16 protein-coding genes and 2 tRNA genes are annotated in these 15,463 nt (G+C 67.5%); 10 read left to right on the top strand and 8 right to left on the bottom strand.

Annotation, left to right across the window (positions count from 1 at the left end):
• The first annotated feature begins 20 nt into the window (after nucleotides 1-20).
• Together gyrA and QNI14_RS06305 are read left to right on the top strand one after the other, a co-directional pair.
• Complete coding sequence (gyrA, locus tag QNI14_RS06310) at nucleotides 21-2,579, top strand: DNA gyrase subunit A (protein ID WP_283715603.1); 2,559 nt, start codon at nucleotides 21-23, stop codon at nucleotides 2,577-2,579.
• Nucleotides 2,576-2,980 carry a DUF3566 domain-containing protein gene (locus QNI14_RS06305; RefSeq protein WP_283715602.1) on the top strand — a complete coding sequence of 135 codons (405 nt, stop codon included), beginning with the start codon at nucleotides 2,576-2,578 and terminating at the stop codon, nucleotides 2,978-2,980. Before gyrA ends, QNI14_RS06305 begins: the two co-directional genes overlap by 4 nt.
• Before the next feature lie 18 nt (nucleotides 2,981-2,998).
• On the opposite strand, the gene QNI14_RS06300 is transcribed toward QNI14_RS06305, so the two are convergent.
• Nucleotides 2,999-3,709, bottom strand: a complete 711-nt coding sequence (locus tag QNI14_RS06300) for a VIT1/CCC1 transporter family protein (RefSeq protein ID WP_283715601.1) — start codon at nucleotides 3,707-3,709, stop codon at nucleotides 2,999-3,001.
• A gap of 115 nt (nucleotides 3,710-3,824) precedes the next feature.
• Between QNI14_RS06300 and QNI14_RS06295 the strand changes: the two genes are divergently transcribed.
• The 3 genes from QNI14_RS06295 (at nucleotide 3,825) to QNI14_RS06285 (ending at nucleotide 4,482) form a co-directional block, all read left to right on the top strand.
• Nucleotides 3,825-3,898: transfer RNA gene (locus QNI14_RS06295), tRNA-Ile, on the top strand.
• 11 nt (nucleotides 3,899-3,909) lie between these two features.
• Nucleotides 3,910-3,982: transfer RNA gene (locus QNI14_RS06290), tRNA-Ala, on the top strand.
• An 80-nt stretch (nucleotides 3,983-4,062) separates the two neighbouring features.
• Nucleotides 4,063-4,482 (top strand): NUDIX hydrolase, encoded by a 420-nt coding sequence (locus QNI14_RS06285; protein WP_283715600.1) that lies wholly within the window; start codon nucleotides 4,063-4,065, stop codon nucleotides 4,480-4,482.
• Here QNI14_RS06285 and QNI14_RS06280 read toward each other — a convergent pair.
• Both QNI14_RS06280 and QNI14_RS06275 read right to left on the bottom strand, forming a co-directional pair.
• Nucleotides 4,472-4,969 (bottom strand): aminoacyl-tRNA deacylase, encoded by a 498-nt coding sequence (locus tag QNI14_RS06280; RefSeq protein ID WP_283715599.1) that lies wholly within the window; start codon nucleotides 4,967-4,969, stop codon nucleotides 4,472-4,474. The genes QNI14_RS06285 and QNI14_RS06280 overlap by 11 nt on opposite strands.
• Entirely contained in the window at nucleotides 4,962-5,534 is a 573-nt protein-coding gene (locus tag QNI14_RS06275) for a DNA helicase (protein WP_283715598.1), read from the bottom strand. Before QNI14_RS06275 ends, QNI14_RS06280 begins: the two co-directional genes overlap by 8 nt.
• Nucleotides 5,535-5,634: 100 nt before the next feature.
• On the opposite strand from QNI14_RS06275, the gene QNI14_RS06270 reads away from it, so the two are divergent.
• Nucleotides 5,635-6,192: a peptidylprolyl isomerase gene (locus QNI14_RS06270; protein WP_283715597.1), complete on the top strand. Its 558-nt coding sequence runs from the start codon at nucleotides 5,635-5,637 to the stop codon at nucleotides 6,190-6,192.
• A gap of 4 nt (nucleotides 6,193-6,196) precedes the next feature.
• Entirely contained in the window at nucleotides 6,197-7,063 is an 867-nt protein-coding gene (locus QNI14_RS06265) for a rhomboid family intramembrane serine protease (RefSeq protein WP_283715596.1), read from the top strand.
• Nucleotides 7,064-7,146: 83 nt separating this feature from the next.
• Here QNI14_RS06265 and QNI14_RS06260 read toward each other — a convergent pair whose 3' ends face one another.
• Complete coding sequence (locus QNI14_RS06260) at nucleotides 7,147-7,383, bottom strand: cell division protein CrgA (protein WP_283715595.1); 237 nt, start codon at nucleotides 7,381-7,383, stop codon at nucleotides 7,147-7,149.
• A 55-nt stretch (nucleotides 7,384-7,438) separates the two neighbouring features.
• Here QNI14_RS06260 and QNI14_RS06255 point away from each other — a divergent pair, with 55 nt between their 5' ends.
• The 3 genes from QNI14_RS06255 to QNI14_RS06245 are packed head-to-tail and all read left to right on the top strand — an operon-like array spanning nucleotide 7,439 to nucleotide 9,088.
• The gene (locus tag QNI14_RS06255; protein ID WP_283715593.1) at nucleotides 7,439-8,239 is read left to right on the top strand and encodes a class E sortase; all 801 of its coding nucleotides are present in this window, start codon (nucleotides 7,439-7,441) and stop codon (nucleotides 8,237-8,239) included.
• On the top strand, nucleotides 8,239-8,403 hold the full coding sequence (locus tag QNI14_RS06250) for a hypothetical protein (RefSeq protein ID WP_283715591.1): 165 nt from the start codon (nucleotides 8,239-8,241) through the stop codon (nucleotides 8,401-8,403). The genes QNI14_RS06255 and QNI14_RS06250 overlap by 1 nt, the downstream gene beginning before the upstream one ends.
• A 22-nt stretch (nucleotides 8,404-8,425) precedes the next feature.
• A complete protein-coding gene (locus QNI14_RS06245) occupies nucleotides 8,426-9,088 on the top strand; it encodes an anthranilate synthase component II (protein WP_283715829.1) in 663 nt (220 codons plus the stop codon).
• Between the two features lie 4 nt (nucleotides 9,089-9,092).
• Here QNI14_RS06245 and pknB read toward each other — a convergent pair whose 3' ends face one another.
• From pknB to QNI14_RS06225, 4 genes are all read right to left on the bottom strand, one after another.
• Nucleotides 9,093-10,790: a Stk1 family PASTA domain-containing Ser/Thr kinase gene (gene pknB, locus QNI14_RS06240; protein ID WP_283715590.1), complete on the bottom strand. Its 1,698-nt coding sequence runs from the start codon at nucleotides 10,788-10,790 to the stop codon at nucleotides 9,093-9,095.
• 86 nt (nucleotides 10,791-10,876) lie between these two features.
• The gene (locus QNI14_RS06235) at nucleotides 10,877-12,655 is read right to left on the bottom strand and encodes a serine/threonine-protein kinase (RefSeq protein WP_283715588.1); all 1,779 of its coding nucleotides are present in this window, start codon (nucleotides 12,653-12,655) and stop codon (nucleotides 10,877-10,879) included.
• The gene (locus tag QNI14_RS06230; protein WP_283715587.1) at nucleotides 12,652-14,106 is read right to left on the bottom strand and encodes a peptidoglycan D,D-transpeptidase FtsI family protein; all 1,455 of its coding nucleotides are present in this window, start codon (nucleotides 14,104-14,106) and stop codon (nucleotides 12,652-12,654) included. Before QNI14_RS06230 ends, QNI14_RS06235 begins: the two co-directional genes overlap by 4 nt.
• Nucleotides 14,103-15,422 (bottom strand): FtsW/RodA/SpoVE family cell cycle protein, encoded by a 1,320-nt coding sequence (locus tag QNI14_RS06225; protein WP_430539248.1) that lies wholly within the window; start codon nucleotides 15,420-15,422, stop codon nucleotides 14,103-14,105. Before QNI14_RS06225 ends, QNI14_RS06230 begins: the two co-directional genes overlap by 4 nt.
• Nucleotides 15,423-15,463: the final 41 nt, after the last annotated feature.

Here is a 15,463-nt window from a genome sequence, read left to right as displayed (position 1 = left end):
AGAACGAAGACTGAGAGAACATGGCTGACGAAGAGCGTCCCGACCCGAACGCCGGGTACGAGCACGGCAATATCGACCAGGTCGACCTGCAGGTCGAGATGCAGCGGAGCTACCTCGACTACGCGATGAGCGTCATCGTGGGTCGCGCCCTGCCCCGCGTCGAAGATGGTCTCAAGCCCGTGCACCGCCGCGTGCTCTACGGCATGTACGACGGTGGCTACCGCCCCGACAAGAGCTACTCGAAGTGCGCTCGCGTCGTCGGCGAGGTCATGGGTCAGTATCACCCGCACGGTGACAGCGCGATCTACGACGCCCTCGTGCGACTCGTCCAGCCGTGGTCGCTGCGGTACCCGCTCGCCGACGGTCAGGGAAACTTCGGTTCGCCGGGCAACATGGGCGCCGCCGCTCCTCGGTACACCGAGACCAAGATGGCCCAGCTGGCACTCGAGATGGTCCGCGACATCGACGAGGACACCGTCGACTTCGAGGACAACTACGACGGTCGCACGCAGGAGCCGGTCGTCCTTCCCTCGAGGTTCCCGAACCTCCTGGTCAACGGATCGGTCGGTATCGCGGTCGGCATGGCGACGAACATCCCGCCGCACAACCTGCGAGAGGTCGCCGACGGTGTGCTGTGGGCACTCGAGCACCCGGATGCCACGCGCGACGAGCTGCTCGACGCACTCATGGAGCGCATTCCCGGGCCCGACTTCCCCACCGGCGCGCAGATCCTCGGCACGAAGGGCGTCCGCGAGGCGTACCGCACCGGTCGCGGATCGATCACGATGCGCGCGGTCGTGAGCGTCGAGGAGATCCAGAACCGCACCTGCCTCGTCGTTACGGAGCTGCCGTACCAGGTGAACCCCGACAACGTCGCGGCGAAGATCCGCGACCTCGCACGGGACGGCAAGATCACCGGCATCGCGGACATCCGCGACGAGACGAGTGACCGTACCGGTCAGCGCCTCGTGATCGTGCTCAAGCGCGACGCGGTCGCGAAGGTCGTGCTCAACAACCTGTACAAGCACACGCAGTTGCAGGAGAATTTCGGCGCGAACATGCTCGCGATCGTCGACGGTGTGCCGCGTACGCTGCCGCTCGACGGATTCGTGAGCTACTGGCTCGCACACCAGTTCGAGGTCATCGTCCGCCGCACCCGGTACCGCCTCCGCGAGGCCGAGAAGCGGATGCACATCCTGCGCGGCTACCTCAAGGCGCTCGATGCGCTCGACGAGGTCATCGCCCTCATCCGTCGCTCGCCGACGGTCGACGAGGCGCGCGAGGGACTGAAGTCGCTGCTCGACATCGATGACGACCAGGCGAATGCCATCCTCTCGATGCAGCTGCGTCGACTGGCAGCGCTCGAGCGGCAGAAGATCATCGACGACGCGGCCGAGCTCGAGCTGCAGATCGCCGACCTCAAGGACATCCTCGAGTCGCGCGAGCGTCAGAGCTCGATCATCCGCGAGGAACTCGGCGAGATCGTCGCGAAGTTCGGCGACGAGCGCCGCACGCACATCCTGCACGGCTTCGACGGCGACATGTCGATGGAGGACCTGATCCCCGAAGAGGAGATCGTGGTCACCGTCACCCGCAACGGGTACGTCAAGCGCACGCGCAGCGACAACTACCGCTCGCAGCACCGCGGTGGCAAGGGCGTGAAGGGGGCGCAGCTGCGCGCCGACGACGTGGTCGAGCACTTCTTCGTGACGACGACGCACCACTGGCTGCTCTTCTTCACGACCAAGGGCCGCGTCTACCGCGCGAAGGGCTACGAACTGCCCGAGGGCGGCCGCGACGCGAAGGGCCAGCACGTCGCGAACCTGCTCGCGCTGCAGCCGGGTGAAGAGATCGCGCAGATCCTCGACATCCGCGACTACGCGACCGCCGAGTACCTCGTGCTCGCGACCCGCGACGGCAAGATCAAGAAGACCGGCCTCAGCGAGTACGACACGAACCGCCAGGGCGGCATCATCGCGATCAAGCTCCGTGGCCAGGAGGAAGAGAACGGCGACGAGCTCGTCAGCGCGATGCTGGTCGACTCGACCGACGACCTGCTCCTCGTCTCGCGCCTCGGCATGTCGCTGCGCTTCACCGCCGGCGACGACTCGCTCCGTCCGATGGGCCGCTCGACCGAAGGTGTGAAGGGCATGTCCTTCCGAGAGGGTGACAGCCTCCTCTCGGCATCCGTCGTCCGTGACGAGGGGTACGTCTTCGTCGTGACGCAGGGCGGGTACGCGAAGCGCACCTCGGTGGACCAGTACCGCGTCCAGGGACGTGGCGGACTCGGCATCAAGGTCGCCAAGCTGAACGACGATCGCGGCGAACTCGCGGGTGGTTTGATCGTCGGCGAGGTGGACGAGGTCTTGGTGGTTCTTGCCAGCGGCAAGGTGGTACGCTCGGCCGTTGCCGAGGTGCCGGCCAAGGGTCGGGACACGATGGGCGTGGTCTTCGCCCGTCCGGACGACGATGACCGGATCCTCGCGATCGCCCGGAACGGCGAGCGTGGACTGGCCGAAACAGTGGCCGACGATGAGGCCGCCTCGGCTCCCGAGAACCCCGAAGAGAGTGACGCATGAGCTCTGTAGCCGACAAGTTGGCCAAGAAGTCATCGAGTAAGACGAGCGCGAAGCAGGTCCGCCTGCGGTTGGTCTACGTCGACTTCTGGTCGGCCGTGAAGCTGTCGTTCCTGACCGCAGTGGCCTTCGCGATCGTGACGATCGTCGCGACGTTCCTGGTCTTCCTGGTGCTGCAGTCGACGAATCTGATCGGTCAGGTCGACGAGCTCCTGGGCGCCGTGACCGGTGGTGAGTTCCAGCTCGCGGCGTTCCTGAACCTGCCGCAGGTCATGGCGTTCGCCGCGGTGGTCGCGATCCTCAACCTCATCGTCATCACGGTGCTCGGCGCGGTCGTCGCCGGTATCTACAACCTCATGGTGAAGGTCACGGGCGGCCTGCTCGTCGGTTTCACCTCGAACTGATCCCCGCAGGGGCGGCGGTCACAGGACCGTCGTCCCCAGCAGGGCGCCGATCGCCCAGGTCGCTGCGAGCGCGAGTGCGCCGCCGATCACGAGTCGAGCGGCCGCCCGACGCTTGCCCGCATCGCCGAGCCGCGCCGACAACGTGCCCGTGATCACGAGGGCGAGCAGCACCGCGACGAACGTGGTCGGGACCCGCCACTCAGGCGGCGGGAGCAGGATCGCAAGCAACGGCAGCAGCGCGCCGGCGGTGAACGCGATCGCCGACGAGAGCGCAGCGTGCCAGGGGTTCGTGAGCTCGTCCGGGTCGATGCCGAGCTCCACCTCGAGGTGCGCGGCGAGGGCGTCGTGTTCGGTGAGCTCCACCGCCACCCGGTGCGCGGTCTCTTCGGACAGCCCACGCTCCCGGTAGAGCGCGGTCAGTTCGGCGAGTTCCTCCTCCGGCATCTCCTCGAGCTCGCGTCGTTCCTTCTCGATGAGCGCCTTCTCGGTGTCGCGCTGGCTGCTGACCGAGACGTACTCGCCGAGCGCCATCGAGATGGCACCGCCGACGAGGGCTGCTGTGGTCGCGGTCGCGATCGGTCCGACAGCGGTCGTCGCTCCAGCAACACCCACGGCGACGGCCGCGACGGACACGATTCCGTCGTTCGCGCCGAGCACGCCGGCGCGCAGCCAGTTGAGCTTCGCGCCGATCTTCGCGTCGTGTGGTTCGTCGTGGCGCACGTCGGTCATGACGCCAGTGAACCAGATCGGAGGGATGCCGAGGGTCGTGTGGCATCCGGATTCGTCAAACGGCGACGTCTTCGGGTAAAGTCTTGGAGGTTGCAGGCGTAAGCCTGACAACGACGGGGCTATAGCTCAGGCGGTTAGAGCGCTTCACTGATAATGAAGAGGTCCCAGGTTCAAGTCCTGGTAGCCCCACTCACCCCCACGGGGCCTTAGCTCAGTTGGTAGAGCGCCTGCTTTGCAAGCAGGATGTCAGGAGTTCGAATCTCCTAGGCTCCACAATCTCCCGAATGCCGGTCCTCGTGGCCGGCATTCTGCTTTCCCCGGGCCACCGCGGGCGCTCCCGATAGGGTGACGGGATGGACATGAGGGTCGCGGCCTACGCTGTCATCAACGACGGCGACCGTGTGCTGCTCGCCCACTGGAACGACGCCCGTCGCCCATCGTGGACGCTGCCCGGCGGCGGTCTCGAGCCCGGCGAACACCCGGCGGATGCCGCGGTGCGCGAGGTCTTCGAAGAGACCGGGTTTCACGTGGAACTCGACGGCGTCATCGGTGTCGACTCGCACGTGATCGCAGCGCGCGACCGGCTTCACGGCACCGGCCCGCTCCAGGCACTGCGGATCGTCTACCGCGCCCACGTCGTCGGCGGAGCACTCCGCAACGAACTCGATGGAACGACCGACGAGGCGGCGTGGTTCTCACTCGCCGACGTCGCACAGCTCCCCCGCGTCGCACTCGTCGACGCCGCGTTCACGATGGCCGGACTCAGCGGCTGATCGCAGCCAGCTCCTCGGAGATATCGGCGACCGTCGCGCCGTAGGCGTCGATCAGGTCGTCCGCCTCGACGAAGAGGCTGTACCCGTGCGCGCCGGCACCCATCGCGATCCGCTTCCCGACGATGCGCTCGTCAGCGAAGACCGGCCAATCGGTGGTGCTCCCGATCGGCGTGATGGTGCCGCGCTCGTAGCCGGTGGCGGCGAGGGCGAGCTCGGGTTCGGGCAGCCGCAGCTTGTTCACGCCGACGACACTGCGCAGCTTCGGCCACGAGATCGAACGATCCCCCGGGATCAGCGCGAACAGGTACGTGTCGTCGCTGCGCTTGACCACGAGCGTCTTCACGATGTCCGACGGCTCGAGTCCGAGAAGGGATGCCGCCTCGTCGAGGCTCTTCGCGGCCGGACGATCCCGCACCTCGATGGACAAAGACCGGGAGCGCGCCGCTTCCGCGACGCGCTCCGACGGTGAAGATGCTGATTCAGGCATCCGGCGCGCGCAGCGGGTCGTCCGCCACCCAGAGCTCGTCATCGGCGCGGAGCGTCTGCCATGCGGCGTAGAGGACACCTGCGGTTGCGGCGACGCCGAAGATGATGGCGAGGATGCCACCGGCACCGATGCCCTTCTTGGCGGGGGGCGCGACGGTGAACTGCTTCGCCGCCTTCTTGCCGGCCTTGGAGGCCTGCTTCTTGAACGCTGCGGCGTCGAACCCGCCGAAGCTCTTGCCGTGCGCGAGGCGGTGGCGCTTCTCGTTGGCGAGATCCCACACCGACAGTGCGGTGCCGACGACGGCACCGGCTGCGGGGACGATGCCCTCGTTCAGCACGCGGCGACCGGTCTCGACGCCCTGTTCCACATAGGGGGCGGCGTACTTGTCGTAGGAGTGCTGCACGGTCGGGACGACGTGCTCGCGGTTGTAGTTGCCGAGCTGACGGCCGGCTTCGCGCGCGATGTCTCCGGCTTCGCCGACGAGCACCTGCTGCGTCTCCCACAGCTTGGTTGCCTGGCTCTGCAGCTTGCGGAGTTCCTTCTTGCGCTTGCGGTTGAGGCTCACAGTGTCTCTCCCTCTCCGGGGCATCCGGGGACGATCGTTCCCCCATACTGCCAGACGCATCCCGACGGCCAAGGGGGTTGCAAGTGAGAGAATGATCAGTATGCCGATTCACTCCGCTGTCGCGACCCTGCACACCAACCACGGCGACATCGTCGTCAACCTGTTCGGCGACCAGGCGCCGCGCACCGTCAAGAACTTCGTCGGCCTGGCCGACGGCTCGCAGTCCTGGACCGACCCGGCCACGGGCCAGCCCGGGACCGGTCCCCTCTACACCGACGTCATTTTCCACCGCATCATCCCCGGCTTCATGATCCAGGGCGGCGACCCGCTCGGGCAGGGCATCGGTGGGCCTGGATACAACTTCGACGACGAGATCAGCCCCGAGCTGACCTTCTCGACGCCGTACCTGCTCGCCATGGCGAACGCCGGCCTGCGCCGCAACGCCATCACCGGCAAGGCCGAGGGCACCAACGGTTCGCAGTTCTTCATCACGACCGACCCGACCCCGTGGCTCAACGGCAAGCACACCATTTTCGGTGAGGTCGCCGACGACGCGTCGCGCGCGGTCGTCGACGCGATCAGCGCCGTCCCCACGGGTGCACAGGACCGCCCGGTCGAGCCCGTCGTGATCTCGTCGATCGACATCGCGACCGTCTGATCGCGTGAGCTCCACCGATCCCCGGAGCAACCCGGACAACTTCTGCTACCGGCACCCCGACCGACAGAGCTTCGTGCTCTGCCAGCGCTGCCTGCGCACGGTGTGCCACGAATGCCAGACGCCCATGCCCGTGGGCGTGATCTGCCCCGAGTGCATGGCGGAGCAGCAGAAGGGACAGCGCGCCGACAACGTGCGTCGGATGCCGAAGCGCATCGCACGACGTATGGGTGGCGACCGCCCGATCGTGACCTACGCGATCATGGCCGTCACGATCGCGCTGTACCTGTTCGGGTTGATTCCGGGGATCGGCAACCAGACCCAGGGATGGCTCGCGTTCAACAGCGCGCTCCTCCTCCCCGGGTATCCCTTCGAACCGTGGCGCATCGTCACGGTGGTGCTCGTGCATTCTGGGATCTTCCACGTCGCGCTCAACATGTTGGCGCTGTGGGCGCTCGGCCGCAGCCTTGAGCCGCTGCTCGGCCGGTGGCGTTACCTGACCCTCTACGTCCTGAGCGCCGTGGGCGGATCGGTTCTCGTCGCGCTCCTTGCGCCCGGCACGACCGTGGTCGGCGCCTCCGGTGCGGTGTGGGGTCTCCTCGGCGCGATGCTCATCATCGGCCGCAATCTCGGCGTGAACGTGATCCCGATCCTGGTCCTGCTCGGGATCAACCTGGTGTTCTCGTTCCTCCCCGGCGCCGGCGTCTCGTGGCAGGCGCACATCGGCGGCGGCCTGGTGGGACTCCTGCTGGGTTGGATCTTCTCGCGAACGCGCGGCATCCGTCAGCAGACCCGACAGAAGCTGATGCTCGGCGGTGTCGCGGTGGGCCTGCTCGCGGTGATCTTCGCGGTGCCCCCGGTGCTCTACACCTGAGTTATCCACAGGTTCATCCACAGGTGGGGATGAATTACACCCGTGTCATTCAGGTGATTCGGATGCCGCGGATGCGGCCGTGATCAACGCCAGCGTGTGGTCATCAGGAAGCCGATGAAGGCGATCCCGAAGCCGATGACGAGGTTCCAGGCTTCGATGCCCGGAATCGGGTACGCCTGGCCACTCAGGTAGAACACGATGATCCAAACGAGTCCGATCAACATCAGCCCCAGCATGATGGGCTTGAACCACACCGGGTTCGGGGCTGCTTCGCCTTCGGGCTCGACGAGGCGATCCTCGTCCTTGTCTCCACGTGCCATGGGCGAAAGTCTACCCGTCAGCCCTTCGACAGCCTGTGCGGATTAGAATCCGAGCGTGACCGAGCTCACGCCGCCCGACGCGGCAGACTCCCGGCGAACCCGACGCCGACGTCCGCGACCCCGCGCGACGTTCCTCAGCGTGGTCGGCGAGCTCCTCATGACGGCCGGCGTGCTCGCCCTGCTGTACGTCAGCTGGCACATCTGGGTCGGCGACATCATCATCGCCGGTCAGCAGCACGCCGAAGCCGACGCGCTCTCGGAGCAGTGGGACCGAGAGGCCGCGAGTCCGGCGCCGGAGCCCACCGAACCCGAGTCAGATACCGGCCCGGAGCCGACCGATCCGGCGAACATCCCGGTGCTCGGGGAGCAGTCGCACGGGACGATCTTCGGCATCATGCGCATCCCGCGCTTCGGCGACGACTGGAAGTTCAACATCGCGTCCGGGATCACCCGCGCTGACGTCCTCGACCAAGGTCGCGTCGGACACTACCCCGACACGGCGATGCCGGGCGAGATCGGCAACGCCGCGTTCGCGGCCCACCGATGGACCTCGGGTGCGCCGTTCGATCCGATCGACAAGCTCGTCATCGGCGATGCGATCGTGATCGAGACGAAAGAGGGCTGGTACACCTACCGGTTCCGTTCGTCGGAGTACGTGCAGGAGACCCAGGTCGAGGTGCTGCTCCCCGTCCCGAATCAGACCGACGTCGAGGCGAACGGGCGCTACCTCACCCTCACGAGCTGTGCACCGAAGTTGAACATGCTCGAGCGGATCGTCGCATATGCCCTCTTCGAGGACTTCACCCCGCGCGCCGACGGCCCGCCCACCTCGCTGACCGAAGGGGTGGCCGCCTGATGTACGCCGCACTGTGGCGCGTCCTCCCGGGCCCGTGGTGGGTCCGCGTCCTCATCCTGCTGGTCCTGCTGGCCGGTGTGCTCTACGCGCTGTACTTCCACGTCTTCCCGTGGGTCTTCACGTTCTTCGCGCCCGACCAGGAGTCGACGATCGGCGGTGGGTGACACACCCTTGCCCGTGACACCGATGTCCCTTGACCCGACGACTGCCGACTCGGGTGGCATCCGGATTCTCGTCGTCGACAACCACGACAGCTTCGTCCACACCCTGGTCGGCTACCTCCGCGAACTCGGCGCCTCGGTCGAACTGATCGAGTCCGACGATCCCGGCGCGGTCCTGCGCATCGAGGGGTTCGACGGAGTGCTGCTCTCGCCGGGACCGGGAACGCCCGAGGACGCAGGCGCTTCGATCGAGATCGTGCGTGCGTGCGCCGACCGGCGGATGCCGCTGCTCGGCGTCTGCCTCGGACATCAAGCGATCGGCGTCGCGTTCGGCGCGACCGTCGGGTATGCGGAGGAGCTCATGCACGGCCGCACCAGCGACGTGGTGCACGACGGGACCGGCGTCTTCGAAGGACTGCCCTCCCCCTTCGTCGCGACGCGCTATCACTCGCTCACGATCGACGCAGACACGCTCGGCACCGATCTCGTCGTGAACGCGCGGACGCAAGCCGGCGCAGTGATGGGGGTGCGTCACCGCGAGCTGCCGATCGCCGGCGTGCAGTTCCATCCCGAGAGCGTGCTGACCGAGGGTGGCTACCGTGTGCTCGGTACCTGGCTCGAAAGCGTGGGACTGACGGATGCCGCGGCGCGCGGCGCGCGCCTGAGCCCGCACCGCACCGTCGAGTGAGGCGTCAGCCGCTGCAGGTCGTGAGGGTGATCTCCGACCGCACCGGCACCTCGCCGACCGCGGACTGGACCTTCACCATGCGGGGCTCCGTCGCGGGGCACGACGGATCTTCCTGCACGATCGGCGTGAGCCCGTACGCGTCGGACTCGAGGATCTCGATCGCCTTGTCGACGCTGTAGTTCAGGGCGAAGTCCTCGACCGTCACCGTGCCGGTCGCGATGACGAGGTCGACGGACGTGCCGACCGGGAGCTCATCGCCGGCAGCGATAGTCGATGTCGACACGGTCGCGCTGATGACGGTGTCCTTCGGGAGCGCAGGGTCGTTGCGGCGGCTGACCGCGCCGAGGCTGAGGTCGGCGGACTCGAGCGCCTCGGTCGCCTCGGTCAGCGTGAGCGTCTCGAGGCGGGGCACCGACGTCGTCTCGACGCCGCTCGAGACATAGACGGTGATCTCGTCGCCCGCGGCGACGCTCGTCCCGGCGAGCGGGTCGGTGCGGATGACCGCGTCGACGGGCACATCGGCGCTCGGCTCGACGACCCGGCGCGTTTCGAGCTGCGTCTCGGTCAGCACCTCGTCGGCGCGCTCCCACGACATCGTCACGACGTCGGGCACGAGGATCGCGCCCGGAGTGACCTCTTCGCCTGCCGGGCGGAATGCCGTCACCCAGATCAGCACCGAGATGAGCAGGACCGCGATCATCGCGACGCCGGCCCACACCCATGCAACGGGAGGGCCCGACTGGGTGCGTCGCATCGTGTCGTCGCTGGTGAGCTGGCGCAGCGAGCGCGCCGTCTCGGCCGCGTGGCGCGGATCGGCGCCATACAGCTCGTTGCTGAGGGACTCGACCTTGCGCTTGCTCGGCGCCTTACGGCCGGCGGCCGTCGCGAGCGCGTCGCGGAATGCCGCCGCGGTTTGAGGGCGCTGGAACGGATCCTTCGCGAGCGAGCGCAGGACGAGCGCATCGAGCGAGCGGGGCACCGTCTCGGTCACCTCGGAGGGCGGGACCGGCGCTTCGCTCACGTGCTGGTAGGCCACGGCGATCGGATTCTCACCGCGGAACGGCGGCCGACCCGTGAGGAGTTCGTAGAGGACGATGCCCGCCGAGTAGATGTCGGCGCGCGCGTCGACCGGTTCCCCCTTCGCCATTTCGGGCGAGAAGTACGACGCCGTACCGATGATCGCCGTGGTCTCGGCGACCGTCGACGAGGAGTCCGACACCGCGCGGGCGATGCCGAAGTCCATGACCTTCACCTGACCGGCATCCGTCACCATCACGTTGCCCGGCTTGATGTCACGGTGCACGACGCCCGCGAGGTGCGAGTACTCGAGCGCTTCGAGGATGCCGTCGGTGTAGCGGAGCGCGTCGGCGACGTCGAGCGGCCCCTCCTCGACGATGTCTTTCAACAGCCGCCCGGTCACGAGCTCCATGACGATGTACGGCTCGGGATGGGTGGTGCCGTCGGCGTCGACGCGGGTGTCCTCGCCGGCGTCGAAGACCCGAACGATCGCGGGGTGAGACATGCGCGACGCCGACTGCGCCTCAAGGCGAAACCGGGTGCGGAAAGCCGCGTCGGACGCGAGGTCACGTTCGAGGATCTTGATCGCGACCGGTCGGCCGAGCGTCAGATCCTCGCCGCGGTACACCGAAGCCATGCCGCCCCGGCCGATGAGGTCATCGACGCGGTAGCGGTCGGATAGCACGCGTGACTGAACGGACACATCACTCCCAGGACTGAACGGGGAAAGCCTATCCGAGTGCTCCGGAGAGCCGCTTGAAAACGGGCCGGTCAGCCGTCGCTCTCGCCGTCGCCCGGAATGGTGACCTCGGGGTCGGGCTCCTGCTGCGCGGGCACGATCGATGCGGATGCCTCGTCGGACGCGCCAGACACGCGCTCCGCATCCTCGCCCATGCAGGTGACGGTGTAGGTGACCGCGAGGGTGCCGCTCTCGTCCGCGATCACGCCGACGGGTCGGTCGCCGATGTTGAAGCTGCCGGTCGACTCGCCGGTCTCCTCGAACACCCCGCCCGACAGCGTGAACGTGTAGCTTCCCGCGGTCGGTGCAGCGGAGGGGCAGGTGTAGCTGTCCCATGCGACGCTGACGGTCGAACCACCGGTGACCGTGCCGTCGGCGTTGCCGCCTTCGATACGCGGCGTCCCGGGCGTCTCCATCTGGCTGAGCGGTCCGTAGAACGTCAGCGTGATCTCGCGGTCGAACTCGAGGTTCCCGGTGGGGTTGACCGAGTAGATGCGGTCGACCTGATCGTCGGAGGCCGCGGGGTTGCCGGGCTCGCAGACGTAGTTGTCGAAACCGGCCCCTTCGAGCAGCGCCGCAGCCTCGTCGCACGTCTTGCCCTCGAGGCCGAGCGTGCCGGGGTTGCCCCGCGTCGGTTCGGTCTCAGTGGGCTCGGGCTCCGGCTCGGTCTGCGTCGTCGTCGGGCTCGTGGGCGGAGGCGAGGACGGGTCGGCGTCGCCACCCTGGTTCGCGAACAGCGCGATCAGCGTGCCGATGAGCACGATCGCGAGGAGCGCGATGAGGGCGATCAGCGGCCACGTCCACGGGCTGCGCTTCTTCTTCGGCTTCTCGGCCACGTCGGCTTCGGCGACGGGAGCGACCGGCTGCGGGGTCGTGGTCGGGAGGATGCGCGTCGCGGCGCCAGTCGATCCCGCCGAGGTGAGCAGCTGCGTGAACTCGTCGTCCGCCGCAGTGCCGCCGATGGCGGGCACGATCGCGGCGGCGCCGGCGATGTCGCCGCGGCGCAGTGCGGTCGCGGCACGCGCGACAGCCGACGTCGAGGACGGACGGTCGTCGGGCTTCTTCGCGATCATGCTCATCACGAAGCGCTGCACGGGCTCTGCGACCGTGTCGGGCAGCGGCGGCGGGGTGTCGTTGATCTGCGCCATCGCGATGGCGACCTGCGACTCGCCCGTGAACGGGCGACGACCTGCGAGCAGTTCGTACGCCACAATGCCGAGCGAGTAGATGTCGGTCGACGGCGATGCCGCGTGCCCGGACGCCTGCTCGGGCGACAGGTACTGCACGGTGCCCATCACCTGACCGGTCGCGGTCAGCGGCACCTGGTCGGCGATGCGGGCGATACCGAAGTCGGTGATCTTCACGCGACCGTCGGGCGTGATGAGCAGGTTGCCCGGCTTGATGTCGCGGTGGACGAGACCGGCCGCGTGCGCGGCCTGAAGCGCCGACGCGGTCTGCGCGACGATGTCGAGCGTTTTGTCGGTGGAGAGGGTGCCCTCGCGCTCGAGGATCGTCGAGAGGGCCTCGCCGGGGACGAGTTCCATGACGAGGAACGCAGAGCCGTTCTCTTCGCCGTAGTCGAACACGCTGGCGATGCCTTCGTGGTTGACGAGCGCGGCGTGACGGGCCTCGGCGCGGAACCGCTCGAGGAACCCGGGGTCGCCCATGTACTCGTCCTTGAGGATCTTGATCGCGACGGTGCGGCCGATGACGTGATCAGTCGCCTCCCAGACCTCGCCCATGCCGCCGATGGCGATCCGAGAATCCAGCTCGTACCGTCCACCGAAGCTCACACCCTGAGTGGGTCTCATTCGCTCAGCACCGCCTCAATCACTCGTTTCGCGATCGGGGCCGCGATCCCACTGCTCGTGCCCTCTTGGCCGAGCCCTCCACCGTTTTGCACCATCACCGCGACGACCACTTCGGGATTCTCGGCGGGCGCGAACCCGGTGAACCACAGCGTGTACGGGTCCCCCGGATTGTGCTCCGCGGTACCGGTCTTCCCGGCCACGTCGACACCGTCTATTCTCGCACCGCTCGCCGCGCCGTTTTCGACATTGCCGACCATCATCTCGGTGAGCGTCGCGGCGTCTTCGGCGGTCATCGCCCGACCGAACTCCGTGTCGGCCGGCTCATCCTGCACGGTCAGATCGGATGCCACGACACGGTCGACCATGCGCGGGTTCATCACGATGCCCTCGTTGGCGATCGCGGCCGAGATCATCGCGACCTGCAGCGGCGTGGCCCGGACGTCGGTCTGCCCGAACCCGCTGAGCGCGGTCTGCGGCTCGTTGAGGCCTTCGGGGTACGACGAGGCTGTCACGTCGAGCGGGATCTCGAAGGTCGAGTTGAATCCGAACTTCTCGGCCTGCTCGCGGATCGCGTCGGTGCCGAGTTCGAGGGCGAGTTCGGCCATCGGGATGTTGCAGCTGAGTCGCAGCGCCGTCTCGAGCGTGACCTCGTCGCCGCGGCCGCACGTGCCGCGGTCGAAGTTGTGGATGTCGGTGTCCGTCCCGGGCAGCGTGAAGGTCGCCGGGTTGTCGAAGGTCGACTCTGGTGTGTACTCCCCCGACGCCAGCGCCGCGGCGGTCACCACGAGCTTGAAGGTTGATCCGGGCGGGTCGGTCTCGCTCGTCACCCGGTTGATCTTGGGTCGCAGCGGGTCGTCGTTGAGCTGCTGGTCGGCGGCGTTCACCTCGGAGCTGTTGTGCGAGGCGAGCAGGTTCGTGTCGAAGCTGGGGCTCGTCGCGAGGGCGAGGATGCGACCGGTGTCGGGCTCGAGCGCGACCACCGCGCCCTCGTAGCCGTCGAGCGAGTCGTAGGCCACCTGCTGCAGGGCGGGGTCGAGCGAGAGGAGCACGTTCGACCCGCGTGCCGGCTGACCACTGACGATCTGCTCGACACGGGTGAGGAACTGCTGGCTACCCGTGCCCGCGAGCGCCGCGTTCATCGCCTGCTCGAGCCCCGTGGACGAACGCAGCACCGGGTTGATGAACCCCGTGACGGGTGCCCACATCTCGGCATCCGGGTACGAGCGCGACCAACTGTAGAGGTCGTTGCTCGGTACGGACGTCGCGATCGCGGTGCCGCCGGCGAAGATCGTGCCGCGCTGCACCTCGTACGAGTCGTAGAGCGTGCGTCGATTCTCGGGGTTGGCCGACAGCTCGCCGGCGATGGCGACCTGGATCCAACTTGTCGCCGCGAACAGGCTGATGAACATCAGCAGGACCACGACGCTGAGCCTTCGGAGCTGCTTGGTCATCCGATCACCACCCGGGGACGTGAGCGAACGGCGTCGGAGATCCGCAGCAGGATGCCGACGATGAGGAAGTTCGCGATGAGGGATGAGCCACCGGCGGCGAGGAACGGCATGGTGAGGCCGGTCAGCGGGATGAGTCGCGTCACACCGCCGACCATGATGAACACCTGCAGCGCGAGCGTGAACGACAGGCCGGTCGCGAGGAGCTTGCCGAAGTCGTCCTGGCCGGCGATACCGACGCGGATGCCACGGCTGACGAACACCATGTAGAGCGCGAGGATCGCGAAGACGCCGACGAGGCCCAGCTCTTCACCGAGGCTCGGGAGGATGTAGTCGTTGTGCGCCAGCGGGGTGAGGTCGGGTCGACCGAGGCCCCAGCCGGTGCCGAGCAGCCCGCCGTGCGCCAGACCGAAGAGCCCCGAGACGAGTTGGTAGCTGCTGCCGTTGATGTAGTCGGGGTTGAACGCGTCGAGCCAGTTCGAGAAGCGCAATCCCACGTACGGAAGGATCTGCGACGCGACGAGTGCGCCGGAGACCGCGAGTCCGACCCCCAGGATCACCCAGCTGGTCTTGCCGGTCGCGACGTAGAGCGTCGCGATGAACATGCCGAAGATGAGGATGCCGGTGCCGAGGTCGCGCTGCAGCACGATGATGCCGAGTGACGCGACCCAGATGATCAGGAGCGGTCCGAGCTGCCGGGCCTTCGGCCACGTGATGCCGAGGAACTTCGTGCCCGTCGAGGCGAGGGCCTCTCGAGTGCGAACGAGGTAACCGGCGAAGAAGATCGCGAGGCAGATCTTCGCGAGCTCACCGGGCTGGAAGGTGAAGACGCCGGCGACGGAGACCCATACGTCCGCGCCGGCTTCGACGCCGAGACCCGGGATGAAGGGCAGGAGGAGCAGAAGGATGCCGCTCAGCCCGAACAGGTAGGTGTACCGGAACAGCACGCGGTAGTTGCGCAGGAAGATCACGATCGCGATCGCGCCGGCCACCGCAATCGCAGCCCACACCAGCTGGCGCAGACCGAGGGAGCCCCACCCGCTGGAGTCATCGGCGATGTCGAGTCGGTAGATCATCGCGATGCCGAGACCGGTGAGCAGCGTCGCGATCGGGACGACGAACGGGTCGGCGTCCCGCGCCTTGATCCGGTTGACGACGTGCAGGGTCAGCGCGAGTGCGGCGAGGCCACCGCAGTACGACAAGAACGTGGGGTCGATCTCACCGTGGGTGCCGAGCTGCACGAGGATCGTCGCCGACGTGGTGATGAGGATGGCGAAGAGCAGCAGCCCGAGCTCGCGGTTGCGCTGCGTCGCCGGCATCCGGAGCTTGCGGAGTGCCTTGATGACGGTGGTGTCCGTCT

It is taken from the genome of Microbacterium dauci (genome assembly GCF_030065535.1).
Lineage (GTDB): Bacteria > Actinomycetota > Actinomycetes > Actinomycetales > Microbacteriaceae > Microbacterium > Microbacterium dauci.
This window is presented reverse-complemented; position numbering and strand designations above follow the sequence as displayed.